This window comes from Paraburkholderia sp. HC6.4b (assembly GCF_014200875.1).
Classification (GTDB): Bacteria; Pseudomonadota; Gammaproteobacteria; order Burkholderiales; family Burkholderiaceae; genus Paraburkholderia; species Paraburkholderia tuberum.
The window spans coordinates 258,499-282,568 of sequence record NZ_JACHDC010000003.1 but is presented as its reverse complement, the minus strand read 5'-3'; the positions used below and the strand labels follow the sequence as shown (position 1 = coordinate 282,568).

Below are 24,070 nucleotides of genomic sequence, written 5' to 3'. Positions count from 1 at the left end.
CCGCGCGCGTCCATCGTGCGTCAGTTCTACGACAGCACCCGCGGATGCGCGCCGCGTAAAAAAGCGCCGCACTGCGAAGCCCGCTTACTCGAAGCCGAGGCGATGACCGAGAATCGGCGCGCAGAACAACGCGATCGCGCAGCCCGCGGCCTTGCCTTCGAGTTCGGCGCCGGCCGCGTGCGAGCCGACCATCTGCGTGAGCAGATCGAAGACCTGCGGCAGGCAGTACAGCACCGCCGCGGCGATAAAGCATTTGCCGACTACCGAGATGTTCCATCCGCGCTCGTACGCGAGCATCGCGCCGATGATGCGCAGCACGCCGAACGCAACCAGCGCGCCGACCGCCGCCTGTTCGCGGATCAGATAGTCAGGAAGGAATTCGCCCATGATGCTCCTCGCTGCATGCGTTGTTGGCATGCATTTCAGCAAGGAGCAGGCCATACGTATGTCCGATACCGAACAAACGTCGCGAAAGCCAGGCGGGATAAGCCTCGGCGGGGAGTGATGCAGGTCGGGGCGGCAGCGCTCGAACGCCGGTTCGAGCCGGCTGGTCCGGGAAGTTACGTTACTGCGACGGCCCGCGCGTCATGTGGCCCGCCGGCGGCGTTCCGCCTGCTTCGCCCAGGTGTTCAGATCACCATTCGGCGACGCTGCCGTCCGCGTGACGCCACACCGGATTGCGCCAGCGGTGACCGACCTTCGCCATCTCGCGCACTTTCTCTTCGTTGACCTCGATGCCGAGTCCGGGGCCCTGCGGAATCGACACGAAGCCGTCTTCGTACTTGAAGACTTGCGGATTCTTGATGTAATCGAGCAGGTCATTGCCCTGGTTGTAGTGGATGCCGAGGCTCTGTTCCTGGATGAACGCGTTGTAGCTGACCGCGTCGATCTGCAGGCAGGTTGCGAGCGCGATCGGGCCGAGCGGGCAATGCAGCGCGAGCGCGACGTCGTAGGCTTCCGCCATCGCGGCGATCTTGCGGCACTCGGTGATGCCGCCCGCGTGCGACGCGTCCGGCTGGATGATGTCGACGTAGCCGCCCGACAGGATGTGCTTGAAGTCCCAGCGCGAATAGAGACGCTCGCCGAGCGCGATCGGCGTGTTGGTCTGATTGACGATGTCGCGCAGCGCCTCGGCGTTTTCCGACAGCACCGGCTCTTCGATGAACAGCAGCTTGTACGGGTCGAGTTCCTTGGCGAGCACCTTCGCCATCGGCTTATGCACGCGGCCGTGGAAGTCCACGCCGATTCCGATGTTCGGCCCGACCGCCTCGCGCACCGCCGCGACGTTGTTGATCACGCCTTGCACCTTGTCGAAGGTGTCGATGATCTGCAGCTCTTCCGAGCCGTTCATCTTGACGGCCTTGAAGCCGCGCTCGACCACCGCGCGTGCGTTGTTCGCGACATCGCTCGGACGGTCGCCGCCGATCCACGAGTACACCTTGATTTTGTCGCGCACCTGGCCGCCGAGCAGCGCATGCACCGGTACGCCGTGATGCTTGCCCTTGATGTCCCACAGCGCCTGATCGACGCCGGCGATCGCGCTCATCGTGATCGGGCCGCCGCGATAGAAGCCCGCGCGGTACATCACCTGCCAGTGATCCTCGATCAACAGCGGGTCCTTGCCGATCAGATAATCGGACAGCTCCTCGACGGCCGCGGCGACCGTATGCGCGCGGCCTTCCACCACCGGCTCGCCCCAACCGACGATGCCCTCGTCGGTCTCGATCTTGAGGAAGCACCAGCGCGGCGGGACGATGAAGGTTTCGAGCTTGGTGATTTTCATGGTGTGTGTCTCCGGTGTCGATCGAAGTTGGCGCTTACTCCGAACCCATGCAAAGCAGGTCTGCGGGCATGCAAAATTTCGGGGAATTCCATGCTACAACAAAACTGCATTAAAATACTATTAATAGTACTATTTGCCACATAGTGGTGAGATCTGCCGACTTACCGCCGCGTTGCGCGACGGGATCATCAACCGCGAGGAGAAAACCATTACGCACGATCTGCACGGGCGAGTCGCCCAACTGCTGGCGACCGCGATTCTGCGCGGCGACTATGCGCCGGAGTCGATCCTGCCTCGTGAAGCCGAGTTAATGGAGATGTTCGGCGTGAGCCGCACGGTGCTGCGCGAGGCGCTGCGCACGTTGACGTCGAAAGGGCTGATCGAATCGCGGCCGCGCGTGGGTACGCGCGTGCGGGTCAAGTCCGCGTGGAATCTGCTCGATGCCGATCTGCTCGACTGGTATTCACGCGTCGCCGAGCCGATGGCGTTCGCGCTCAAGCTGCAGGAAATGCGCGAGATGATCGAGCCTTATGCCGCCGGCCTCGCGGCCGCCGCGCACACCGACGACACGTTGGGTGCGCTTGCGGCCGCGCATACCGCGATGGTGGCGGCGCGCAACGTCGACGAATGGGTGCGCGCGGATCTGCAGTTCCACCTGCGCGTGCTCACCGCGTGCAGCAACGAACTGCTGATCCCGCTTGGCGCGCTGATCGAGCGCACGCTCGAGGCACAATTGCGGCTCAATGCAAAACGCGCCGATGTGTTCAACGCGTCGCTCGCCGAGCACACGGCGGTGTTCGAGGCGATCCGCGCCCGCGATGCCGCCGCGGCGTACGCGGCGATGGCGTCATTGCTCGGCGTGACGCGCGGGCGAATCGAAGGCTAAGACGGACGTCGGCGCATTCGGTCTCAATCCATCGCCGCATGCGCGATCGACGCATCCGGTGCCTTGTGCGACGGCCGGATCAGCAGCAACAGCGGGATGACCAGCAGCGTCGCCACGAACATCAGCTTGAAGTCGTTCAGATACGCGACCATCGCCGCCTGCTGCGTGATCGACGCGTTCAGCGCCGCGATGTCATAGTTCGAGCCGCTGTTGAGCATCGACTGGAGCGCCGGATTGAACGCGGTGACATTCGCAGCGAGGTCCGCGTGCGAGATCTGCGTGTTGCGCGTCATCAGCGTCTGCACGATCGAAATGCCGATACTGCTGCCGATGTTGCGCATCAGGCTATAAGTCGCGGTGCCGTCCGCGCGCAGCTCCGGCGACAGCGTCGAGAACGTCAGCGTGGACAGCGGCACGAACACGAGGCCGAGTCCGAAGCCCTGGATCACGCCGGGCCACACGATGTCCGATGCCGATAGCACGATCGTGTACTGCATCATCTGCCACAGCGCGAACGCCGATATCAGGAAGCCGCAGAGCAGCAGCAGCCTCGCGTCGACGCGCTTGAGCAGCCGGCCGGCGATCAGCATCGCGACCATCGTGCCGGCGCCGCTCGGTGCGGTGACGAGGCCCGTGGTCGCGACCGGATAGCCCATCAGGTTTTGCAGCATCGGCGGCAGCAGCGCACGGGTCGCGTACATCACCGCGCCGATCACGAAGATGAACAACGTGCCGGTCGCGAAGTTCGGGTCTTTCAGCAACTTGTACTTGAAAAACGAGCGCTCGCCGATCGTCGCCGTGTGCACGAGAAAAAACGCGAAGCTGATTGCCGCGACGAGCGCCTCGATCACGATCTCGGTCGACGAAAACCAGTCGAGCTGCTCGCCGCGATCGAGCATCGCCTGCAATGCGCCGATCGCGAGGCCGAGCGTGATGAAGCCGAACGCGTCGAACTTCACGTCGTGTTTCGGCTCGCGCGTCGGCAGGAAGCTCGCGACGCCGAACAGCGCGATCGCGCCGATCGGCACGTTGATGAAGAACACCCAGCGCCAGTTGTAGCTATCGGTGAGCCAGCCGCCGAGCGTCGGGCCGAGGATCGGCCCGACCATCACGCCCATGCCCCACACGGCCATCGCCTGGCCCTGCTTTTCGCGCGGGTTGATGTCGAGCAGGATCGACTGCGACAGCGGCACCAGCGACGCGCCGAAGATCCCTTGCAACAGACGCGACACGACGATCTGCGACAGCGTCTCGGAGAGTCCGCACAACGCGGAAGACACGGTGAAGCCGCCGATCGCGATCAGCAGCAGCCGCTTCACGCTGAGGCGATCCGCCAGCCAGCCGGTGAGCGGCGTGGCGATCGCGGCGGCGACGATATAGGAGGTCAGCACCCACGTGATCTCGTCCTGCGACGCGGACAGCGTGCCTTGCATATGCGGCAGCGCCACGTTGGCGATCGTGCTGTCGAGCGTCTGGATCAGCGTCGCGAGCATGATCGAGATCGTGATCATCGGCCGGTTGAGCAGCTCAGTGGCGCTCGTCGACGTGGAGGCGGAAGACATGAATGGTGGGGAAGGTCGAAATAGTAAGCATGCTTAGTATATCGTCAATACGGGTTGGCGCTATCGGGAGTTGTGCTGAGGATAGAACGCATACGCAGTCGCGCTGTACGCCGAAGTGCTTCCGTATAATCCGCGCATGAAAACCCAATTCGAAGAGCGCTTCGGCTTTCTGATCTACGACGTCGGCCGGCTGGCGGGCAAGCGGTTCGACGATCTCGCGAGGTCGTCGGTCGATCTGACGCGCGCACAGTGTCGCGTGCTGGCCTATCTCGGCCACTACGGCGACATCAATCAGGCCCGGCTGGCGGATCTGCTCGAGGTCGCGCCGATCTCGGCGGGCCGGCTGCTCGACCGGATGGAGGAGGGCGGCTGGATCGAGCGGACCGCGAATCCGCAGGATCGCCGCGAGCGCCAGGTGCGCATGACGCCGAAGGCTGAGCGCACGCTCGGCAAGGCGCGCAAGGTCGGCGACGAGGTCGCGCTCGAAGCGCTCAATGGTTTCAGCGATGAAGAAGCGGCGCAGTTGATCGCGCTGCTGCAGCGGGTGCGCGGCAATCTGAGCCGGCTCGTGGATCGCTGAAGCGTCGCGATGTTGGCGCGACGCCGAAGTCTTTCGCCCGAGCCGGGGTTACGTTGAGCTCGCGCTTCAAATCACGTTATCTGGATTCCGACGCCGGCGTGGCGCCGCTCGGCGGTACCAGCTCGTAACAGCCCGGCGCCACCGACGTTTTTGCTTTTGTATCCGGTTGCTGCGTATCGATGCATTTGAACGCGCTCTGATCGCGCTGCACGAAGATCGTGTCGGCGGGACCGTTGTTGACCACGGCGACGATCTTGTAGCCGTCCTGCAGCAGCGTCGCGAGCATGGTGGAACTGGCGCGCCATTGACTGTCGGCGGTGCTCGGCGTTTGAGCTTGTGCGATGAGGGCGGCGGTCGTGCCGGCGAGCGTGAGCGCAGCGGTGGTTGCGGCGAGCGCGACGGTGCGGAGCGTCATTAAGGAACCTCTCGAAGTTGCGACGGAATTGCGGAAGGAAGCCGGAGGTGCCAACCAAACCCGCGGCGCTTCACTGCCCATATCCTGCGACGCCGCTGCTCATCGTTCGTTCCTTCAGAAACTCGCGCAACGCTCGCTGGCAAGCCATGCTCGCCATCCGCCAAACTCCGAGATATCGGTTCCCGACTGCACGCCATACGGCTCGCAGAGGAAACCGGTAACCCACGAACCGTCGACGAGTTCGACCTTCCCCAGAACCAGCGGAGACGGAACGGTCGAAATAAACGAGCCGAACTCCGCGCTGGGCATTTCCCACACTTCGACAGCAATTTTTGCGCCGCCATCGGTGACGCGCCACAGGCCTGGACGCCTCGTGCCGTCCGCCGACGCAGGCAGCGCCGACAACCGGTATTGCGGGGCAGTCTGAGTGGCCTGCAAGAGCCGCCCGCGTCGGGCAAGCAGATCGCGGTTGAGGGGCAAACCTTGCATGTGTGCGCCGCAGACCGCGATCCGCATGCGATCGTGGCTCGCCGCGCATCGTTCGCCGTGCGGCTCCGGCTCGACGGTCAGACCTCCGACGCAGTGCACGCCGCTCTTTCGTTGCAGCAGGTCGGCCACACCCAACAGATACTGGTCGGTGAACGCGCGGCCAAAGACGGTCACGCCCCAGGGCAGACCATTCTTCATGAAACCGGTCGGCGTAGCGACGGCGGCATAGTCCAGCAGATTCATGAAGTTCGTGTAATAGCCGAGCAGGGAGTTCGGACCAATGGGGTCGCGCTCCAGCTCGTCGAGCGTCACGGCACGCGGATACGACGGCGTCAGAACGAAATCGAGTGAATCGATCGACGCATCGCAGAGGGCCTTCAATTCCTGCAAGCGGTACTGCGCGCGAAACAGTTCGACCGCGCTCGCGCCGGGTGCCTTCGCCAACACATCGCGAATGACGGGCAAAACCGCAGCGGGTTTCTCCGTCATCAACTCGCCCGCCACGCTGTAACGCTCGGCCACCCACGGCCCCTGATAGAGCAGATTGGCGGTTTCGACAAACGGCGCGAAGTCGATTTCGACAGCTTCACCACCTGCTTCTTCGAGCAACGCGCGCACCTTCGCGAACAGCCCGGGGCTCTCGGAACAGCCGGCGAATTCCAGTTGCGCCGGCACGCCGAACTTGAACGCCGTGGGCTCGCCAAACGCGCGTGCCGTATTCCATTGCGGATTCGCGCGGCTGTATGCATCGCGAGGGTCGGGGCGCGCGCTCAACGCAAGCAACTCGCTCGCTTCTTCCGCCGTCGCCGTGAAGAACGTCACGCAATCGAGCGTGCGGCACGCGGGCACCACACCAGCGGTGGACAGCAGGCCTTTAGTCGGCTTGAGACCGACGAGATTGTTCAGCGCGGCAGGCACGCGACCGGAACCGGCCGTGTCGGTCCCGAGCGCGAAACTGGCGACGCCGAGCGCGACCGCGAGTGACGACCCCGCGCTCGAGCCGCCCGACGGATAGTCGGGATGCACGCTATTGCGACACTTGCCATACGGCGACCGGGTGCCGTTCAGACCGGTCGCAAACTGGTCGAGATTGGCTTTGCCGAGCGGCACCGCGCCGAGCGCGATCAATTGCGCAACGACGCTCGCCGATCGCGACGGCGTGTACGCGAACGCGGGGCACGCGGCGGTTGTCTGAATGCCGGCGAGATCGATGTTGTCCTTGATCACGAACGGAACGCCATAGAGCGGCAGGCTTTCGACCTCCTGCGTGTCTAGCCAGTCGAGGTAGGGCGCGACTTCATCTTCGGTCAGAAGATGGATGAACAGATTGAACGATGGATTGAGCGCCGCAGCTTTTTCGAGCAGTTCAGCGACTAGCCTGCGCGGTGTGAGCGTTCCATCACGGTATGCGGAGCGAAGTGTCGGGAGGCGAAGATCGAATGACGAGAATGAAGACATGGTTTGCGTCCAGATAATTAGTGACGTTCGACGACGGCGACGCGTTGCCCCGCGCGCACGGGCGAACCCGGCGCCACGTAGATCTCGCCGACCGTTCCGGCGCACGGCGCACACACCGGGATTTCCATCTTCATCGACTCGATGATGAGCAGCACGTCACCCGCGTCGACCGCGTCGCCGGTTTTCACCTTGACTTGCCAGAGGCTGCCGGCGATCTCGCTGTCCACGGCGACTTCGCCGTCGTGAAGCGGAGCTAACTGAGTGTCTTCGGTGACCGGCGTCTCGAACGTGACTTCCGAGGTGCCCGCTTCACGCCACCGCTCGCGCTCGGCCTGGAAGGCCGCCTGCTGTCTTGAACGGAACTGCTCGATGCTGGCGGATTCGCTAGCGAGAAACGCCTGATAGTCCGGCAACGAAAGCTCGGACTCTTCAATCCGCAACGGAAAACGCCCAAGCGGAAAGTCCGCGCGGATGCGCAACAGTTCGTCGGCCGATACTTCGTAGAAACGAATCTGGTCGAAGAAGCGCAGCAAATAGTGCTGGCCGGCGAAATCCGCGACTTCGCGGTAGCGATTCCACATCTGCAACGTGCGGCCGACGAATTGATAGCCGCCAGGCCCTTCCATGCCATACACGCACAGATACGCGCCGCCGATGCCGACCGAGTTCTCCGCGGTCCACGTACGGGCCGGGTTGTATTTCGTCGTGACCAGCCGGTGACGAGGGTCGAGCGGTGTCGCGACGGGTGCGCCGAGGTACACGTCGCCGAGGCCCATCACCAGATAGCTCGCATCGAAGACGATTTGCCTGACCGCGTCGATGGAGTCGAGGTCGTTGATGCGGCGAATGAATTCGAGGTTGCTCGGGCACCACGGCGCGTTCTTGCGCACGGTGGTCATATATTTTTCGATCGCGAGCTGGCACGCGGGGTCGTCCCATGACAGCGGCAGATGAACGACCCGCGACGGCACGCGCAGATCCTTCTGCAACAGGACCTCGTCCCACGCCCGCGCGACGATGTCGAGCAACCTGGCGAGCGGCAGATCCTCGGGCCGGTAGTGGATCTGCAGCGAACGGATGCCCGGCGTGAGATCGATGACGCCAGTCAGATGCTGCGCTTCGAGGGACTGCATCAGCGCATGTCCGCGAAACCGTGCCACGAGGTCGAGCTCCGCTGGACCGATTTCGAGCAGCAGATGTGTGTCGCCGGATACACGTGCGACGAGTCTGTCGCGGTCCGCGCCGGTATCGAGCACGATCGGCGACGTCAGCGATGCTCTTCTTTCGCTCGGCGCACTTGGTGCAATCTCGAGGCTCTCCAGTTCCCGACGACGCTCACGCGCAGCCTCACGCGCTTGTTCGACTTCGACGGGCGCGAAACGGATCTTGTCGCCTGCTTTCAGCTGGCCGATCTGCCAGAGGTCCGCCTCGATGATCGTCACCGGACAGACGAAGCCGCCGAGACTCGGGCCGTCGGGTCCGAGAATCACGGGCATGTCGCCGGTAAAGTCGACGGCGCCGACCGCGTACGGATTGTCGTGAATGTTCGACGGATGCAGTCCAGCCTCGCCGCCGTCCTCGCGCGCCCACTCGGGTTTCGGTCCGATCAGGCGCACGCCGGTACGGCTGGAGTTGAAGTGAACCTCCCACTCGGTGTCGAGCAGCTGCGCGATATAGCGGGCGCTGAAGTATTCGGGTGCGCCGTGCGGGCCATAGATCACGCGAACGGTGCGCACGCCGCCGAGCGTCGGCGCGTCGACGAGCGCCGCGCCGGCCTGCGCATCGCCGAGCGGATAAAGATGCAGCACGTCGCCCGCGCGGATCGCGCGGCCGCCATGTCCGCCGAACTGGCCGAGCGTAAAGGTGCTGCGGCTGCCGAGATACAGTGCGACGTCGAAGCCGCCGCGCACGCACAGATAAGCGCGCGCGCCCGCGCCGCGTATCGTGCCGAGCGCAAGCGTCGAACCCGCCGGCACATGGAGGCTCGTGTTCAGCGGCTGAGCGACATCGTCGAGCAGCACCGGAACCTGCGCGCCGGTGATGGCGACCACGGCATCCGTGTTGAAGCGCAGCGTCGGCCCGCTCATCGTGACTTCGAGAGCGGCGGCGTCGGCCGCATTGCCGAGCAGGCGATTGCCGAGCCGCATCGCCCGGTCATCCATCGGCCCCGACGGCGGGATGCCGACTGCCCAGTAGCCCAGGCGGCCGGGATAGTCCTGCACCGTCGTCTGCGTGCCGCCGCTGACGACTTCGACCGTGCTGGCCCGATACCTGAGCCCTTCGAGACATCGAGTCCACGGTTCGCCCGACGCGAACGGCCGGTCGCGCAGAATCTGGCGCAGATAGTCGCGATTGGTCTCGACGCCGTAGAGTCGGGTGTTGCGCAGCGCATCGTCGAGCGCATCGCGCGCTTCATCGCGAGTCGGCGACCACGCGATCACTTTCGCGAGCATCGGGTCGAAGTACGGCGGCACTTCGCAACCGGCCTCGATCCATGTATCGATGCGCAATGCGCGCCCGTCAGCGTGCGGGAACGCGACCTCGGTCAAGAGGCCCGGACTCGGTTTGAAATCACGCCCCGGATCTTCCGCGTAGAGTCGCGCCTGGATCGCGTGCCCTCGCGGCGTTAGACTCGCCGCCAGGTGCTTCAGCGGCGCGAGCGTGCCGGCCGCCAGTTCGATCATCCAACGCACGAGGTCGACGCCCCACACCTGTTCGGTGACGCCGTGCTCGACCTGCAAACGCGTATTGACTTCGAGGAAGTAGAACTGTTCGGCGGCGCTGTCGTACACGAATTCGACGGTGCCGGCGGAGCGATAGTCGACGGCTTTCGCGAGCTTGACCGCTGCCTCGCAGAGCGCGGCCTGAATGCCGTCCGGCAGGCAGGGGGCGGGCGTTTCCTCGAGCACCTTCTGATTGCGCCGCTGCACCGAGCAGTCACGCACGCCAAGCGCGAGCGCGTCGCCTTTGCCGTCGCCGAATACCTGCACTTCCAGATGCCGCGCCCGTTCGATGTACTTCTCCAGAAACACGCCGGCATCGCTGAAATTGTTTTCGCCGAGGCGCTTCACGGCATCGAAATGGGCGCCGAGTTCGTCGGCGTTCCAGCACACCCGCATGCCGATGCCGCCGCCGCCCGCGGTGCTCTTCAGCATCACCGGATAGCCGATGGCCTGTGCCGCCGCGAGCGCCGCCGGCAAGTCCGCGAGCAGCCCGGTGCCTTCGAGCATCGGCACCCCTTCGTTGGCCGCGATTTCGCGGGCCGTGTGCTTGAGGCCGAACGCGCGAAGCTGCGCGGGTGTCGGTCCGATGAACGCGATGCCGGCCGCTTCGCAGGCTTCGCCGAACGCCGCGTTCTCCGATAAGAAGCCGTAGCCGGGATGGATCGCCTGCACGCCTTCGCGACGCGCAATCGCGAGGATCTTGGCCACGTCGAGATAAGTCAGCGCGGCCGGACCCTCGCCGAGCGCATGCGCGACAGGCGCTTCGCTGACGTGGCGGCTCGCCCGGTCGGCTTCCGCATAGATGGCGACGCCGGTGACGTCGAGTTCGCGCAACGTCCTGAGAATGCGGCACGCGATAGCGCCGCGATTGGCGATCAGAATCTTCTCGAACATGGAAGGTGTGTTGATTCGAAGGCGGGCCGTCCCGCCGTGGGAATGGCCGGCCGTGGTCGTCCACGGCCGAAGTCGCGTCAGCGATGCGTCTGGGTCAGTTCTTCGCGCGTACGGCTGAAGTACCGGCCCGAGCGAACCAGCATGAGCAGAAAAAGCCAGAGGCGGATGCGCTTCAATTCCATATCAGCAGCTCCGCGGGCGTCGGGTTGTAGGCGTTGCACGGATTGTTCAACTGCGGGCAGTTGGAGATCAGTACGATCACGTCCATCTCCGCGCGCAATTCGACGTATTTGCCCGGCGCAGAAATGCCGTCTTCGAAGCTGAGCCCGCCCGTGGCCGTGACCGGCACGTTCATGAAGAAGTTGACGTTCGCGCCGATGTCCTGCTTCGACAGGCGGCCGTCGTGAGCGCAGGCACGCAGGAAGTTGTCGCGGCAGCTGTGCATGTAGCGCTTCTCCAGTGCGTAGCGCACCGTGTTGCTCTCCTGCGCGCAGGCGCCGCCGAGCGTATCGTGGCGGCCGCACGTGTCGGCGACGATCGTCAGCATCGGCTTGCCGAGGTTCGAGTACAGCACCGAGCCCGTTGTCAGGTAGAGGCTTTTTTGCCGGCGCAACGTGCGTTGCGGGTCGAAGCGCTCGCGCGGATCGGCGAGGCTGTAGAACAGCGTGTCGACCGCCTGGTTGCCTTCGAGATCGACGATGCGCAGCGTTTGCCCGGCCTTCACCTCGTGAAGCCACGGCTCGCCGGCGGCGAGTGTCTCGCGATAGACCGCGGTTTCCGGACGTTTGTCGCTGACGATAAGCGTGCTGGTCATAAGCGTGGCCTTCGCTCAAAGAAAGAAGCGTTCTGTGTTGATGAAACCGCGTGCGTTCTCTTCGCATGCGGTGCGGCATACTTCGGCGACCTCGGGCCGCGCGTCGCTCAACTCGAGTTTGACCGGCCTCGGCGCGTACTCGGGGTTCGGGTCGAGCGGGTGCTGGATCGCGGTGAGCACGACGAGCGTGTTCATCGGTGCGTAGAGCTCGACGTAGTTGCCGGCTTTTGAGTTTCCTGGCACGAAACTGAGAACGCCGTCGTCGCTGACATCGACACGGCTGAACAGATTGAGCGTCATCAGCAGGTCAGTGATGCCGAGCCCCCACTTGCCCATTTCGACGAGCAGGTTGTCCGTACCGTTGCGATAGAACGCGTTGCGCAGCTCCTGGTAGCGGCCCGCGCCGTATCGTTCGCGAACCTCGTCGGCATTCGACACACCGCCGATGCTGTCGTGCCAGCCACAGGTATCCGCGACGATCGCGGCAAGCACGCGGCCCATGTCGGAGTACAGGCAGTGCCCGACCGTGAGCCTGGCCGTGTGCTGGCACTTCAACGAATCCGGCAGATTGAGCCGTTCGCTCTTTTCCGTCGCGTTGACCATCATCACGCTGACGTTCGCGCCGCCGCGCAGGTCGGTAATGCGCAGCGATCGACCACGCTTGACGATCAGCGACGTATGGCCGCCGCCTGGGACGGTTTCTTCAAGCAATAAGGTCGTATCTGAGTTCATACCTGAGTTCCCTTCAGTCGGAGACCAGTTCGATATGCGATGCGCCTCGCACGGCAGCCTCGGCGATATGCACGGCGGACATGGAATCGCGGCTACGGTCGAGCGCAATGTTGTAGGTGATGCGCGCGCCATAGGCGCCCGGCGCCTGCGGGTCGACGCGCACCTTGTCGAAAACCAGCACGCGGCTTCCCAACGTGAAGCCTTCTTTCAGGTCATGCGTGACCATGAAGATCGTGAGCTTCGCTTCGCGCCACAGGTCGGAGAGCAGCTCATGCATGTCCTTGCGGATGCCGGGGTCGAGCGCGCCGAACGGTTCGTCGAGCAGCAGCACGCGAGGCTTCATCATCAGCGCTTGCGCGATCGCGAGGCGTTGCTGCATGCCGCCCGACAGCTGCTGCGGAAACTTGTTCAACGCAGGGCCCAGCCCGACGCGCTCGAGCATGGCCGCTGCCTCGTCTCGCGCCGCGCGCCGACGGGCACCGAATAGCCGGCCGGTGAACTTCGCCTGTGGAAGCTCCAGCCCCAGCATCACATTGCGCAACACGCTCAGATGGTCGAACACCGAGTAGCGTTGAAACACGACGCCGCGATGCCTGTCCGGTTCGCCGGGCAGCGGCTTGCCGTCCAGCAGGATCTCGCCGCGCGTCGCGCGCTCCTGACCCAGCAGCAGGCGCAGAAACGTCGACTTGCCGCAGCCGGACGCGCCGACCATCGAACAGAACTCGCCTTCCTTGACGGTCAGATTCAAACGCTCGAGCACGACCTGGTCGCCGTACTCTTTCCAGACGTTGCGGACTTCGATCATCGCGCGCCTCCGTACCACGGGAAGCACCATTGCGTGATCCGGCGCAGCAGCTCGTCGGTGAGCCATGCGAGCAGCGTGATCCACGCGACGTACGGCAGGATCAGATCCATCGACAGATAGCGGCGCACGAGAAAGATGCGGTAGCCGAGGCCATCGGTCGACGCGATCGCTTCGGCGGCGATCAGAAAGAGCCACGCCGCGCCGAGAGAAAGACGCGTCGCCGCCAGCAGACGCGGCAGCAGTTGCGGCAGCACCAGACGCAGAATCAGCGTCCAGCTGGTGGCGCCGAGCGTCTGCGCCTTGACCCACAGCTCGACCGGAATCTCGCGGGCGCGAGCATGCAGATCGCGAATGATCACCGGCGTGATGCCGACGACGATCAGCACGACCTTCGACAACTCGTCGAGCCCGAACACGATGAACAGGACCGGCAGCACCGCCAGCGGCGGCACCATTGAGATCACGGTGATGAATGGCGACAGCGTCGCGCTGACGAGCGGCAACGAACCGGTCGCGATCGCGGCCACCAGTGCGATCACGGCACTGACGACAAGGCCGATGCCGAGCCGCCGCAAGCTCGACAGCGTGTCGGTCCACAACAGATACTCGCCGGTGCGCTTGTCCTCGGTGAAGGCGGCCGACCTCACCGCGTCGCTCATTTGCGCCGCGCTCGGCAGCAGCTTGTCATCGGGATTGAGCGAGAGTCGCATCGAGGACCCGGTGAAGTAGACCGCGAACAGCACGACGAACGGCAGCAGAAGCAGCATCAAGCCGCCGATCCGGCTCGGATGTCGATTGATGAGTCGCATGGTGAGCGCCTGGTTGGAAAGCTGGGATGCGAGCCCGCGATAGCGAGCCCCCGGCGAGTGCCTGGACGGTCCGTGTCAGAGCTTGCCCGCGGCCGCCATCGCGACGTAGGTCGGATCGAAACGCAGCTTGACGTTGTTCTTGTTGCCGACCACGACGCCCTTGTCGAACGCCATGCCGACCGCGTCCGCGCTCTTCGCGTCCTGTCCGAGCAGGCCGTGATCGAAAGAGAACTTCGCGACGCGCGTCATGATCTTCGGCATGTCGGCGCTGGTGACGAAGTCGAGCGCGGCTTGCGGCGAATAGAAGAGGGCGGTCGTCGCCAGTTGGCCCTTGAAGTTGGCGAGATCGGTGCCCGAGGCCTTCGCCATCGCGCTCAGCGCGGACGTGCTGGCCGCGGAGTCGGTGTGCATCAGCGCGACCATTTCGAACCATGCACCGGTCAGCGCTTTGCCGAGGGCGGGGTTCTGCTGCAACGTCTTCGTGTTGACGACCATCATGTCCATGATTTCGCCGGGGATCTTGCTGGAGTCGAAGACTTCGCTGACGTTCGGCTGCGCCTTCAGATCGGCGAGCATCGGATTCCAGGTGACCGCGTTGTGAACCGTAGGGGTCGCGAATGCGCCCGAGATGTCGGCATCCGAGGTGTTCACGACCTTGAGGTCGCGCTCGCTCATGTGAGCGCTTTCGAGCGCGCGTGCGAGCAGGTAGTGGGAGACGGAAAACTGCACGAGGTTGACCTGTTGGCCCCTCAGGTCGGCGATCTGCTTGCCCTTGCCCTTCATCAGCACGCCGTCGTTGCCGTTCGAATAGTCGCTGACGATCAGGGCCGTCGAATCCACGCCGCCGGAGGCGGGAATCGTGAGCGCATCCATGTTGGTCATCGCGCAGCCATCGAACTTGCCGGCCGTGTACTGATTGATGGACTCGACGTAGTCGTTCAGCTGCACGACGTCGACATTGATGCCGTATTTCCTGGCCCATTTGGACACGATGCCCTGGGTTTTCGCCTCACCCCACGGCATCCAGCCGGCGTAGATGGTCCAGCAGACCTTGAAGTCGTTGCGGCCCGCGGCGAACGTGGGGCTCGAGGCGAAGGTGGCGAGGGAGACGGCGGCAATGCCAAGACAGCGAACGAGCTTGAACATGGGTTGACCTCGGAGGGGACGGTTAGCGACGGCAGGGAGCAGCGCAAACATCGCGTTCTCTCCCGGGCTTTTATCCCGCCGTGTAACCTCGCCTGAGGTCGACAGCTCTCGGACCAGCACCTGCGTGAAGCAGGCCGGAACCCTAGCCGTCCATTTCCAGATTGTCTGTCGAACCGGAGGTTGCGCCGGCTCCTTGCGCGCTCTTTAAAGCGGGAAGTGTGCCAGGGGCCATACCGCGGGTTGGTCGTTAGCTTTGTGCGGCGAAGGGCAAGTTTTTGCCCTGGGGCGGGGAAGATGTGCACTGATGTGTGTCAGGGAGTGCACTCGATTCGGGCGTGAGAGGACGGGTATCCGACTCAGCGATGCCAGACAAGATGCAACGGTCGTAGCGGGCTGCCTTGGTGCTCGCATGCGTCCGCGCCGTTCGAACCTGTTATTTGATGCCATCCCTATCGAATGCGAAACGAACCGCAAGTCAATGTCGTCCGGCAGATTCCACGCAGCGTGTGGGTTCTAGGATGTGTGAGTCTTTTCATGGACATCTCATCCGAAATCATCCACAGCCTGCTGCCGATGTTTCTGCTGGCAAGCCTTGGCGCCGGCGCCGGCACGATTGGGCTCATCGAGGGCATCGCGGAGGCCACGGCCCAGATGGTCAAGGTGTTTTCGGGAACGCTGAGTGACTACCTCGGCAACCGAAAGTGGCTCGCCGTAGCAGGGTATTCGCTCGGCGCAATGAGCAAGCCGCTTTTTGCCATTGCGTCGTCGGTTGGAGTCGTGGTGACGGCGCGCGTCATTGACCGCGTCGGCAAGGGCGTTCGCGGTGCGCCTCGCGATGCACTCATCGCGGATGTCACGCCGCAGCACCTGCGTGGCGCGGCCTTCGGCCTGCGCCAGTCGCTCGATACGGTCGGTGCGTTCCTCGGACCGCTGCTGGCCGTTCTCATCATGCTGATATGGGCGGATAATTTTCGGCTTGCCTTCTGGCTTGCCGTCATTCCCGGTGTGCTCGCGGTCGCGCTGTTGACGTTTGGTATCACGGAGCCTGAGCACGAGCCTCGCGCCAAAAGAAGCAATCCTGTGCGGTGGCAGAGTCTCAGGGAGCTTGGTTTGGACTACTGGTGGGTCGTAGGGATAGGCGCCGTTTTTGCGTTGGCGCGATTCAGCGAGGCTTTTCTGGTGCTTCGTGCGATGGGCAGCGGCGTACCGATTGCGCTCGTTCCGCTCGTCATGGTGGCAATGAATGTCGTCTACGCGCTGTCCGCTTATCCGTTCGGGAAGCTCGCGGACACGATGCGCCATACGCGGCTGCTGATAGGTGGTCTGATCGTGTTGATTGGCGCCGACCTCGTGCTTGCACACGGCACCCACTGGAGCATAGTCGTCGTAGGCGTAGCGCTGTGGGGGCTGCACATGGGGATGACGCAAGGCCTGCTTGCTACGATGGTCGCGCACACGGCACCTGCGCATCTGCGCGGGACTGCGTTCGGTTTCTTCAATCTGCTGAGCGGCATCGTGACGCTGGTTTCGAGCGTTATCGCAGGCCAGTTGTGGGAACGTCTGGGCGCAGCCACGACCTTTTATGCGGGCGCAGCCTTCGGTATGATGACCGTGGTGCTGCTGCTCTTTCACCCGACACCGGCTCAATCTCTTCACGACCTGAGCTAACGTGGCATAGCCGGGGTATCCGTCTGGAAAATGCGCGCATTGTTGCCGCTATTTCCCCAACGTTGAGTGGTGTGTCGCGGCGTCTGCCTGAACTCGGATGCCCATCGGTCGTCAGGCTTCGTGGCAGCGTTTCAAAACAAAAAAGCCGCTGTCCTTGTGGGACAGCGGCTTTTTCTTGAAGCTGGTGGCGAATCAGGGACGTACCCGCCAAATCGCTCTAAACCCCTGTCTACAAGGGCCCGTCAGGTAGGAGGGCTGACAGGTGTCACGTTCACCACCAAGCGGAAGTCGGCGCTTTTGCTAACGGGCACTTACTACTTCAAGGACTCTAAGCAATACTTGAGCAAGCTAATTACGCGGTCTTGTCTCTGCGTCATTGCAAACGCAGCTGTGCTGAGAATGTAAAAGGCTAGGATCAGAAAAGTGAGCGCAGTCGCCCATGATTGCATAGCCGGAAGCTTCGAAAGACTAATCGAGAGAGTGCCCAAGCCAGCCAGTGCAGGGAAGAAGCCGATTTTTTCGATTGATCCTACGAGTATGCCGCAACGCTTCTCGAATGCAATGCGCTCCCCTTCGTAGTATGTAAGAACATATCGAATGGCGGAGGCTTCACAGCTTGCTAGGCGCTCGACATATTGAAGGTTAAATGTAACCGACGACTCGACTAAGTGAAAGAATTGAGAAAATGGCGTTTTAAAAAGTCGATAGAAAAATGGAATGGAGAGTGCAATGACAACGAGGGAAAGGAAGATACCCAGTATCTGAGACAACGTTATAGTTGCGAAAGCCGTGTTTGCCAGCGATATGTCATGGAGAAAATAGGAAAGGCCTGCGAGAATTATTGCCACCGAAAAGCCTATGAGTTGGTGCGTAAGCAGCCACTTGCTAAGTTTATCTAGGACTTGCTCGTACTTGGTAAGTTGACGTGCCGGCCGCCGTTCCGTGGTCGCGTCTTTGACAATATCGAAGACTTCGCGGATTTGCTGTTGTGAAGGTATGGTCGACATTCTGTGTAATCCCCGAGTTAAAGATCGCCGTCTCGGCGTGGTTGTGGGTTTTGTATGGTTGTATCCAGATCAGCTGCAGCAATGACAGGTACCACCCGACGGCTAAGTGGATTATCGCTTGCAACCGCTTTCCGCATATCAACGACGAGACAGACGGGGTGTGGCGACGCCAGCAGATCATTGATTGGAACGTCCAGTTCGATAAACGCAAGCGGATTGACCGCCTTGACGACCTGATTATCGAGCGGGAGTTGCACCATGTCGCGAACTGGTGCCTGGAGGGGCTGCAACGGCTTTTGCGCCGTGGCTCGTTCGACGAACCGCAGTCCGTTGTTGCAAACACTATGCGCGAAAAGGAGTCGAGCAACACCGTGCTTGCCTTTAGTGAAGATTACAGCGTGTCCTCCAGCGAAGGTGGGAAGACGCTTGCGAAGGACGTGATCTACGAAAAATACCGGTCTTACTGCGAAGAGTGCGGACGCCCACCGTGCGGTAACGTCGAGTTCTGGTCCCGTATGCGTGCTGGGTTCCCGCACCTGAAGGAGACGAAGAAGCGCGAGGGCGGTAGGCAAAAGAGGCACGTCAATCTCGCATTGTTCCAGCCGGAGCTGGAGGACACGACCACGCAGGAAGAGATTAACGAAGCATTCAAGTAACCGACTATTTTAAAGGAGAGCAAACATGGAAATGGAAAAAAATCTGCAAGGCAATTCATGAGAAGAAGCTGTTGGGCTTCTACTATCAAGGATACTACCGAGTCGTTGAGCCTCACATTTATGGTGTCAGCATTGGGGACCGTCAACTGCTCCCATATCAAGTCGCCGGAAAGAGTGCAAACGACAAGGTTTTGAGCTGGCGCCGATTCAAGCTCAGTGATATTGCCTATCTGAAGGTAAGGAGCGGGAAATTTGCTGGGCCGCGAGAGTCAGGGGAACCGAAAGCATGGGAGCGCTACATTGCCATTGTGGATTGAAGCGGCATGAAGCTGGAAAGCGAAGAGTCGTCGGCTGCGGCTCTTCGCTCCACTCTCCGAAGTAGTGTGGGGAGAGTCTTCTGTGGCGACGCTGCGGGAACATATAAAGAAATCACTAGATCTCAGGAATAAGCTCCCCAGTTCCTCGCGACAATCCAATTCGGCGGCCACGTGACAAACTCGCCCGGATCAAAAGTCACATTGAGAATTTCAATTCGCAACACCTGGTTGGGTAAGAGGCTAAGGACATGTTGACTAGTATCGCTGTCGTAGTCCCAAGAATGGAAGCGATCATCCCGATTCTTCGTGCGACTGCCTGGTCCGTAGTCCATAGGGGCGCATGTTCGTACCAGTTGGCTCCCGTCCTCCTTGCTATAGAAGGTTAGGAGAATTCTATTCTTGGAGTGTATTGCTGCAATGAATTCGTCCCTCATCGTCTTCCCCCGTTATATTGGGCCACGCGGCAGTGCGGTGGTCATACGCAGTGTAGGCGGTGAATCAAAAAGGTGTGGAATATTTTATGTCGGGTGTGGCAGCTTGGTCGGAAACCGCTCGTCGGATCGGCCTTGATTTTGAGAAATAATCCCGTATAAGTATAAAGAGCCGACAAAGTGAAAAGCGAAGCAAGGTCACGAGCCCGACGAAGAAATGCTACTCGTGCTGTTGCAGATACAGGAGCTGACTGAACAGGTGTGGCAGGAGGCGAAGTACGGGGCGAAAACGGGCGCGGCATGATTGTTCGAATCTTCAATGCGGGGATTTCCAACGGGGAGTCCCTCGTCAACTACCTGCTGAGCGAGCGTGACCATACCGGCGAACAGCGCGCCGTCATGCCGTTTGTTCTGTCGGGTAACCCGGATACCACCGTAGCCGTAACTAACAGCATTCAGCGCAAGCACAAGTATGTGTCCGGCGCGATTGCGTTCCGAGACACTGAACGTCCCACGCGCGAGCAATTGCATGGGGTCATTCGAACATTCAAGGAAACGTTTTGTCCGGGCTTTTCAGGCGATCAGTTCAACAGCCTGTTCGTGTTGCACGAGGACAAAGGCAATACCGAGGTGCATTTCGTCGTGCCCATGATCGAATTCGCCAGTGGCAGAGGCAAGCGCATAAACATACACCCTCCTGGTGGCCAGAACGTTCGGCTATCCTTGTTCTCGAAAAAGCCTTGGAACTCGTTGAACGTCCGTTCCTTGTCGTCAATCGTCTTCGGGACATTGTCCAGCCGCTTTTCAGCCAGATAGAGAGCGATCACGTCTAAGAGCAGCTTGCTTTTGGGCTTGGCCGGTTCGATTTTCTGCGGATTGCGGCCAGCGAGGGTTTTCGCCAGTTGCTCAGTCGTGAGCGAAAGCATTTGCTCGGACGTCATGCCCAGCCGGTCCAGAATCTGGAACAGCATGCCCGTCTCTTCCTGCTTGATATTGTTGAATTGAACGCCGTTGGGAAATACGACGTCGAGTCGGCGCACGTTGCCTGCGTTAAGGATCGTCTTGTTCATTTCCGCCTGCAAGTTGAGTAACAATGCAGCCAATTTTGCCTGGCGGAAATCCTTGGTACCAAGGGAACGTCGGGTATCGAGTTCGCCTTGACAAATGCGCAGATAGTAGACCCCGTGACGGGACTTGAGGAGGCGTGGAAGCTTGTGCAAGTCGGCACCTGTGACACCGACCGTGACACCAGAAGTAAAAAGCCCTCGAACTTCGTTAGAAGATTCAAGGGCTTAGTGCAACTGGTGGCGAATCAGGGACTCGAACCCCGGACCTGCGGATTATGATTCCGTCGCTCTAACCGACTGAGCTAATTCGCCGAAAGAAGCGAGATTATGCTGGGGCCACCGGAGGCTGTCAACCCCCGGCTCACAACTTTTTCAGATGGCTCCGGCTGTCGGTCCACTCAATCCTTCGCGTAGATATCCGAGTCCTTGGTTTCGCGCACGAACAGCATGCCGATCACGAAGGTGACCAACGCGATGATGATCGGATACCAGAGCCCCGAGTAGATGTTGCCCTTCGCCGCGACGATCGCGAACGCGGTGGCCGGCAGGAAGCCGCCGAACCAGCCATTGCCGACGTGATACGGCAGCGACATCGACGTATAACGGATACGCGTCGGGAACATCTCGACCAGCATCGCCGCGATCGGCCCGTAGACCATCGTCACGTAGATCACGAGGATCGTCAGGATCACGATGCTCATCGGCCAGTTGATCTGAGCCGGATCAGCCTTCGGCGGGTAGCCGGCGGCCTTCAGCGTCGCGGCGAGCGTCTTCTCGAACGTCTTGGCTTGCTCCTTCGCGTCGCCGGCGCGGCCGTCGAACGTGTTGACGACCGTATCGCCCACGCGGATCTGCGCGATCGTGCCGGCAGGCGCCGCGACGTTGTCGTAGTTCAGGCCGGCTCGCGACAGCGCGCCCTTCGCGATGTCGCATGAGCTCGTGAACTTCGCAGTGCCCACCGGGTTGAACTGGAACGAGCACTCGGCCGGATCGGCGATCACGACGATCGGCGACTTCGCGGTTGCCGCTTCGAGCGCCGGGTTCGTGTAGTGTGTGAGCGCCTTGAACAGCGGGAAGTAGGTGAGTGCGGCGATCAGCAGGCCGGCCATGATGATCGGCTTGCGGCCGATGCGATCCGACAGCGAGCCGAAGAACAGGAAGAACGGCGTGCCGATCAGCAGCGCGAGCGCGATCATGATGTTGGCGCTCGAACCGTCGACCCTCAGCGTCTGCGTGAGGAAGAACAGCGTGTAGAACTGGCCCGTGTACCAGACGACAGCCTGGCCGGCCGTCAGGCCGAGCAGCGCGATAATCACGACCTTCAGGTTCTTCCATTGGCCGAACGCTTCGGAAAGCGGCGCCTTCGAGGTCTTGCCCTCGGCCTTGATGCGCGCGAACACCGGCGACTCATGCAGTTGCAGGCGAATCCACACCGACACCGCGAGCAGCAGGATCGACACGACGAACGGAATGCGCCAGCCCCAGGCGCCGAAGGCGTCTTCGCCCATGAACGTGCGAATGCCGAGAATCACGAGCAGCGACAGAAACAGACCGAGCGTGGCGGTGGTCTGGATCCATGCGGTGTAGAAGCCGCGGCGGTTCGCCGGCGCGTGTTCGGCCACGTAGGTCGCGGCGCCGCCATACTCGCCGCCGAGCGCGAGACCCTGCAGCAGGCGCATCGCGATGAAGAGCACCGGCGAAGCGATGCCGATCGCCGCGTAGCCCGGCAGGAAGCCGACGAGGAACGTCGACAGGCCCATGATGACGATCGTGATCAGAAACGTGTACTTGCGCCCGACCATGTCGCCGAGCCGCCCGAATACGATCGCGCCGAACGGCCGCACCGCGAAGCCCGCCGCGAAGCTGAGCAGCGTGAAGATGAACGCCGCGGTCGGATTGACGCCGGAGAAGAAGCTCTTGCTGATGAAGGCCGCAAGCGAGCCGGCCAGATAGAAGTCGTACCACTCGAAAACCGTACCCAGCGACGATGCGAAGATCACCCGCTTCTCATCGCGCGTCATCGGCACGCGCGAGATTTGCCCGCCAACGGTAGCCATATTGTCGTCTCCAATATTGATATATCCACGGATCGCCGGCACAGGCGTTCCCGTGCAACCGATTATTGGAGTGGAAACTTACGGCGTTCTGACTCGGCGCCTGAACTTGGGGTAGTCCGGTAAGCCGACGAATAGGCGTTCAATTTCCGAGAATGTGCTGGTATGTTCGCGCAACCCACGCTGAAATATCTCAAAAAAACGCTGACCGTCAAGCCGACGATAGAGGCGCGTTAGGGTAAGTCCCGCCCCGTTCGAGCACGTGCAAGCTGACGCGCACCAGTGTGCCGGCGAGCCGCGGCGACTCCTGGTAGACGTTGTCGTCGATGGCGAGCTCGCCGCCGTGCATTGCCGCAATCTCGCGCACGATCGCGAGGCCGAGGCCGCTGCCGTCGCCCTCGCGGCCCAGAATCCGGTAAAAGCGCTCGACCACACGCGAGCGCTCGCTGGCCGGAATGCCGAGCCCGGTGTCCTCGACTTCCAGGTGCACGAGCCGCGCGGGGGCGTCGTGCCGCACGCGCACGGTGATGCGGCCGCCCGCCGGCGTATAGCGGATCGCGTTGTCGATCAGGTTCGACAGCATTTCACGCAGCATCACCGGATTGCCGGCGACTTCGACCGGCTCGTCGGGCGCTTCGTAGCCGATGTCCATCTGCTTCGCGAGCGCGGCCTGCACCCATTCGCGCACCGCGCTGCGCGCGAGTTCGCCGAGTTCGAGCGGCGTGAAGATCTGCCCCGACCGACGGTTCTCCGCGCGCGCCAGCGCGAGCAATTGCGTGACGAGCCGCGCGGCCTGCTCGGAGCTCGTCGCGATCTGTTCGAGCGAGCGACGAACCTCGGCCGACGCGTTCTGGCGCAGCGCGAGCTCGGCCTGGGTGCGCAGGCCGGCCAGCGGCGTTTTCATCTGATGCGCGGCGTCGGCGATGAAGCGCTTCTGTAGCTCCATGTTCTGTTCGAGGCGCGTGAGCAGATCGTTGAACGACGTGACGAGCGGCTCGATTTCCGGCGGCGCGCGGCGCGCTTCGAGCGGCGACAGATCGTCCGGCCGGCGCGCGCGGATATGCGCCTGCAGCGCATGCAGCGGCTCGAGCCCGCGCGACAGCCCGAACCACACGAGCAGGATCGCGAGCGGCAGGATCACGAACTGCGGCAGGATCACGCCCTTGATGATGTCGTTGGCGAGCTGGCTGCGCTTGTCGAGCGTTTCGGCGACCTGCACGAGCACGGCCTGCGCGCCCGGCGTCTGCGGAAACTCGACGGTCGTGTAGGCGACGCGGATGTCGTTGCCGCGCAGCACGTCGTCGCGGAATTCGACGAGGCCCGGTGGCGGGCGGTCCTCCCCATGCGGCAGCGGCATGTCGCGCTCGCCGGCCACGAGCTCGCCGCGCGTGCCGAGCACCTGAAAGAACACGCTGTCGACGTTGTCGGCACGCAGGAAATCGCGCGTCGACTCGGGCAGCGACAGCTCCGCGACGCCGTTGACCGGATGGATCTGGCGCGCGAGCACGTAGGCATCGGTTTCGAGCGCGCGGTCGAACGGCCCGTTCGCGATCGACTTCGCGACCAGATAGGTGACCGCGAGGCTCATCGGCCACAGCAGCAGCAGCGGCGCGAGCATCCAGTCGAGAATTTCGCCGAACAGCGAGCGCGGACGCGCTTCGGCGGCGGCTTCGGTTTCGTCGGGCGGGGCGAACGGATTGGCGTAGCGCGCGTCGCGCGCCTCGTCGAGGTCCGCCGCGTGCGCCGTGGCGCGATCAGCGCGTGCGGACATCGC

Annotated in this window: 20 protein-coding genes, 1 tRNA gene and 1 riboswitch; of the genes, 5 read left to right on the top strand and 16 right to left on the bottom strand. The window is 62.3% G+C overall.

The window, feature by feature from the left end:
• Positions 1-84: 84 nt before the first annotated feature.
• Together HDG34_RS05785 and dgoD are read right to left on the bottom strand one after the other, a co-directional pair.
• Positions 85-387 carry a hypothetical protein gene (locus HDG34_RS05785; RefSeq protein WP_184006488.1) on the bottom strand — a complete coding sequence of 101 codons (303 nt, stop codon included), beginning with the start codon at positions 385-387 and terminating at the stop codon, positions 85-87.
• A 247-nt stretch (positions 388-634) separates the two neighbouring features.
• Positions 635-1,783, bottom strand: coding sequence for a galactonate dehydratase (dgoD, locus tag HDG34_RS05780; protein ID WP_090801766.1), 1,149 nt, complete (start codon positions 1,781-1,783; stop codon positions 635-637).
• 172 nt (positions 1,784-1,955) lie between these two features.
• Here dgoD and HDG34_RS05775 point away from each other — a divergent pair, with 172 nt between their 5' ends.
• The gene (locus HDG34_RS05775; RefSeq protein ID WP_090801764.1) at positions 1,956-2,669 is read left to right on the top strand and encodes a FadR/GntR family transcriptional regulator; all 714 of its coding nucleotides are present in this window, start codon (positions 1,956-1,958) and stop codon (positions 2,667-2,669) included.
• A gap of 23 nt (positions 2,670-2,692) precedes the next feature.
• Here the strand turns inward: HDG34_RS05775 and HDG34_RS05770 are convergent, their stop codons facing one another.
• Positions 2,693-4,162 (bottom strand): DHA2 family efflux MFS transporter permease subunit, encoded by a 1,470-nt coding sequence (locus HDG34_RS05770; RefSeq protein WP_260321050.1) that lies wholly within the window; start codon positions 4,160-4,162, stop codon positions 2,693-2,695.
• A gap of 205 nt (positions 4,163-4,367) precedes the next feature.
• On the opposite strand from HDG34_RS05770, the gene HDG34_RS05765 reads away from it, so the two are divergent.
• A complete protein-coding gene (locus HDG34_RS05765; RefSeq protein WP_184050828.1) occupies positions 4,368-4,811 on the top strand; it encodes a MarR family winged helix-turn-helix transcriptional regulator in 444 nt (147 codons plus the stop codon).
• 76 nt (positions 4,812-4,887) lie between these two features.
• On the opposite strand, the gene HDG34_RS05760 is transcribed toward HDG34_RS05765, so the two are convergent.
• The 8 genes from HDG34_RS05760 to HDG34_RS05725 all read right to left on the bottom strand — a co-directional run bounded on the left by HDG34_RS05760 (position 4,888) and on the right by HDG34_RS05725 (position 15,096).
• A complete protein-coding gene (locus tag HDG34_RS05760) occupies positions 4,888-5,226 on the bottom strand; it encodes a hypothetical protein (protein ID WP_184058378.1) in 339 nt (112 codons plus the stop codon).
• A gap of 114 nt (positions 5,227-5,340) precedes the next feature.
• Positions 5,341-7,173, bottom strand: a complete 1,833-nt coding sequence (atzF, locus tag HDG34_RS05755) for an allophanate hydrolase (protein WP_184058376.1) — start codon at positions 7,171-7,173, stop codon at positions 5,341-5,343.
• 17 nt (positions 7,174-7,190) lie between these two features.
• Positions 7,191-10,790 (bottom strand): urea carboxylase, encoded by a 3,600-nt coding sequence (uca, locus tag HDG34_RS05750; RefSeq protein ID WP_184058374.1) that lies wholly within the window; start codon positions 10,788-10,790, stop codon positions 7,191-7,193.
• A 172-nt stretch (positions 10,791-10,962) separates the two neighbouring features.
• Positions 10,963-11,604 carry an urea amidolyase associated protein UAAP2 gene (locus tag HDG34_RS05745; protein ID WP_184022979.1) on the bottom strand — a complete coding sequence of 214 codons (642 nt, stop codon included), beginning with the start codon at positions 11,602-11,604 and terminating at the stop codon, positions 10,963-10,965.
• Between the two features lie 15 nt (positions 11,605-11,619).
• Positions 11,620-12,336: an urea amidolyase associated protein UAAP1 gene (locus tag HDG34_RS05740; RefSeq protein ID WP_090801754.1), complete on the bottom strand. Its 717-nt coding sequence runs from the start codon at positions 12,334-12,336 to the stop codon at positions 11,620-11,622.
• Between the two features lie 13 nt (positions 12,337-12,349).
• Positions 12,350-13,141, bottom strand: a complete 792-nt coding sequence (locus HDG34_RS05735) for an ABC transporter ATP-binding protein (protein ID WP_184058372.1) — start codon at positions 13,139-13,141, stop codon at positions 12,350-12,352.
• Positions 13,138-13,950, bottom strand: coding sequence for an ABC transporter permease (locus tag HDG34_RS05730; protein ID WP_184058370.1), 813 nt, complete (start codon positions 13,948-13,950; stop codon positions 13,138-13,140). The genes HDG34_RS05735 and HDG34_RS05730 overlap by 4 nt, the downstream gene beginning before the upstream one ends.
• A 75-nt stretch (positions 13,951-14,025) precedes the next feature.
• Positions 14,026-15,096, bottom strand: coding sequence for a putative urea ABC transporter substrate-binding protein (locus HDG34_RS05725; RefSeq protein ID WP_184058368.1), 1,071 nt, complete (start codon positions 15,094-15,096; stop codon positions 14,026-14,028).
• A 57-nt stretch (positions 15,097-15,153) separates the two neighbouring features.
• Positions 15,154-15,253, bottom strand: a riboswitch (guanidine-I (ykkC/yxkD leader).
• A 299-nt stretch (positions 15,254-15,552) separates the two neighbouring features.
• Between HDG34_RS05725 and HDG34_RS05720 the strand changes: the two genes are divergently transcribed.
• Positions 15,553-16,764, top strand: a complete 1,212-nt coding sequence (locus tag HDG34_RS05720) for an MFS transporter (RefSeq protein ID WP_184058366.1) — start codon at positions 15,553-15,555, stop codon at positions 16,762-16,764.
• A 314-nt stretch (positions 16,765-17,078) separates the two neighbouring features.
• Here HDG34_RS05720 and HDG34_RS05715 read toward each other — a convergent pair whose 3' ends face one another.
• Positions 17,079-17,771 carry a hypothetical protein gene (locus HDG34_RS05715; protein ID WP_184058364.1) on the bottom strand — a complete coding sequence of 231 codons (693 nt, stop codon included), beginning with the start codon at positions 17,769-17,771 and terminating at the stop codon, positions 17,079-17,081.
• Here HDG34_RS05715 and HDG34_RS05710 point away from each other — a divergent pair.
• Positions 17,753-18,427 (top strand): hypothetical protein, encoded by a 675-nt coding sequence (locus HDG34_RS05710; protein ID WP_184058362.1) that lies wholly within the window; start codon positions 17,753-17,755, stop codon positions 18,425-18,427. The two genes, HDG34_RS05715 and HDG34_RS05710, sit on opposite strands and share 19 nt — an antisense overlap.
• 946 nt (positions 18,428-19,373) lie before the next feature.
• On the opposite strand, the gene HDG34_RS38600 is transcribed toward HDG34_RS05710, so the two are convergent.
• A complete protein-coding gene (locus HDG34_RS38600; RefSeq protein ID WP_221309043.1) occupies positions 19,374-19,706 on the bottom strand; it encodes a hypothetical protein in 333 nt (110 codons plus the stop codon).
• On the opposite strand from HDG34_RS38600, the gene HDG34_RS40070 reads away from it, so the two are divergent.
• On the top strand, positions 19,650-19,991 hold the full coding sequence (locus tag HDG34_RS40070) for a relaxase/mobilization nuclease domain-containing protein (protein ID WP_409259252.1): 342 nt from the start codon (positions 19,650-19,652) through the stop codon (positions 19,989-19,991). The two genes, HDG34_RS38600 and HDG34_RS40070, sit on opposite strands and share 57 nt — an antisense overlap.
• 486 nt (positions 19,992-20,477) lie before the next feature.
• Here the strand turns inward: HDG34_RS40070 and HDG34_RS05700 are convergent.
• From HDG34_RS05700 to HDG34_RS05690, 3 genes are all read right to left on the bottom strand, one after another.
• Positions 20,478-20,554, bottom strand: a tRNA-Met gene (locus tag HDG34_RS05700).
• A gap of 86 nt (positions 20,555-20,640) precedes the next feature.
• The gene (locus tag HDG34_RS05695) at positions 20,641-22,299 is read right to left on the bottom strand and encodes an MFS transporter (RefSeq protein WP_184058358.1); all 1,659 of its coding nucleotides are present in this window, start codon (positions 22,297-22,299) and stop codon (positions 20,641-20,643) included.
• Positions 22,300-22,507: 208 nt separating this feature from the next.
• Positions 22,508-24,067, bottom strand: a complete 1,560-nt coding sequence (locus tag HDG34_RS05690; protein ID WP_184058355.1) for a sensor histidine kinase — start codon at positions 24,065-24,067, stop codon at positions 22,508-22,510.
• Between the last annotated feature and the right edge of the window lie 3 nt (positions 24,068-24,070).

Bases quoted from the DNA above. Each gene is read 5' to 3' on its own strand.
- HDG34_RS05785 (WP_184006488.1), bottom strand. From the start codon at position 387: ATGGGCGAATTCCTTCCTGACTATCTGATCCGCGAACAGGCGGCGGTC.
- dgoD (WP_090801766.1), bottom strand. From the start codon at position 1,783: ATGAAAATCACCAAGCTCGAAACCTTCATCGTCCCGCCGCGCTGGTGC.
- HDG34_RS05770 (WP_260321050.1), bottom strand. From the start codon at position 4,162: ATGCTCGCGACGCTGATCCAGACGCTCGACAGCACGATCGCCAACGTG.
- HDG34_RS05765 (WP_184050828.1), top strand. From the start codon at position 4,368: ATGAAAACCCAATTCGAAGAGCGCTTCGGCTTTCTGATCTACGACGTC.
- HDG34_RS05760 (WP_184058378.1), bottom strand. From the start codon at position 5,226: ATGACGCTCCGCACCGTCGCGCTCGCCGCAACCACCGCTGCGCTCACG.
- atzF (WP_184058376.1), bottom strand. From the start codon at position 7,173: ATGTCTTCATTCTCGTCATTCGATCTTCGCCTCCCGACACTTCGCTCC.
- uca (WP_184058374.1), bottom strand. From the start codon at position 10,790: ATGTTCGAGAAGATTCTGATCGCCAATCGCGGCGCTATCGCGTGCCGC.
- HDG34_RS05745 (WP_184022979.1), bottom strand. From the start codon at position 11,604: ATGACCAGCACGCTTATCGTCAGCGACAAACGTCCGGAAACCGCGGTC.
- HDG34_RS05740 (WP_090801754.1), bottom strand. From the start codon at position 12,336: ATGAACTCAGATACGACCTTATTGCTTGAAGAAACCGTCCCAGGCGGC.
- HDG34_RS05735 (WP_184058372.1), bottom strand. From the start codon at position 13,141: ATGATCGAAGTCCGCAACGTCTGGAAAGAGTACGGCGACCAGGTCGTG.
- HDG34_RS05730 (WP_184058370.1), bottom strand. From the start codon at position 13,950: ATGCGACTCATCAATCGACATCCGAGCCGGATCGGCGGCTTGATGCTG.
- HDG34_RS05725 (WP_184058368.1), bottom strand. From the start codon at position 15,096: ATGTTCAAGCTCGTTCGCTGTCTTGGCATTGCCGCCGTCTCCCTCGCC.
- HDG34_RS05720 (WP_184058366.1), top strand. From the start codon at position 15,553: ATGCGAAACGAACCGCAAGTCAATGTCGTCCGGCAGATTCCACGCAGC.
- HDG34_RS05715 (WP_184058364.1), bottom strand. From the start codon at position 17,771: ATGTCGACCATACCTTCACAACAGCAAATCCGCGAAGTCTTCGATATT.
- HDG34_RS38600 (WP_221309043.1), bottom strand. From the start codon at position 19,706: ATGCAATTGCTCGCGCGTGGGACGTTCAGTGTCTCGGAACGCAATCGC.
- HDG34_RS05695 (WP_184058358.1), bottom strand. From the start codon at position 22,299: ATGGCTACCGTTGGCGGGCAAATCTCGCGCGTGCCGATGACGCGCGAT.
- HDG34_RS05690 (WP_184058355.1), bottom strand. From the start codon at position 24,067: ATGTCCGCACGCGCTGATCGCGCCACGGCGCACGCGGCGGACCTCGAC.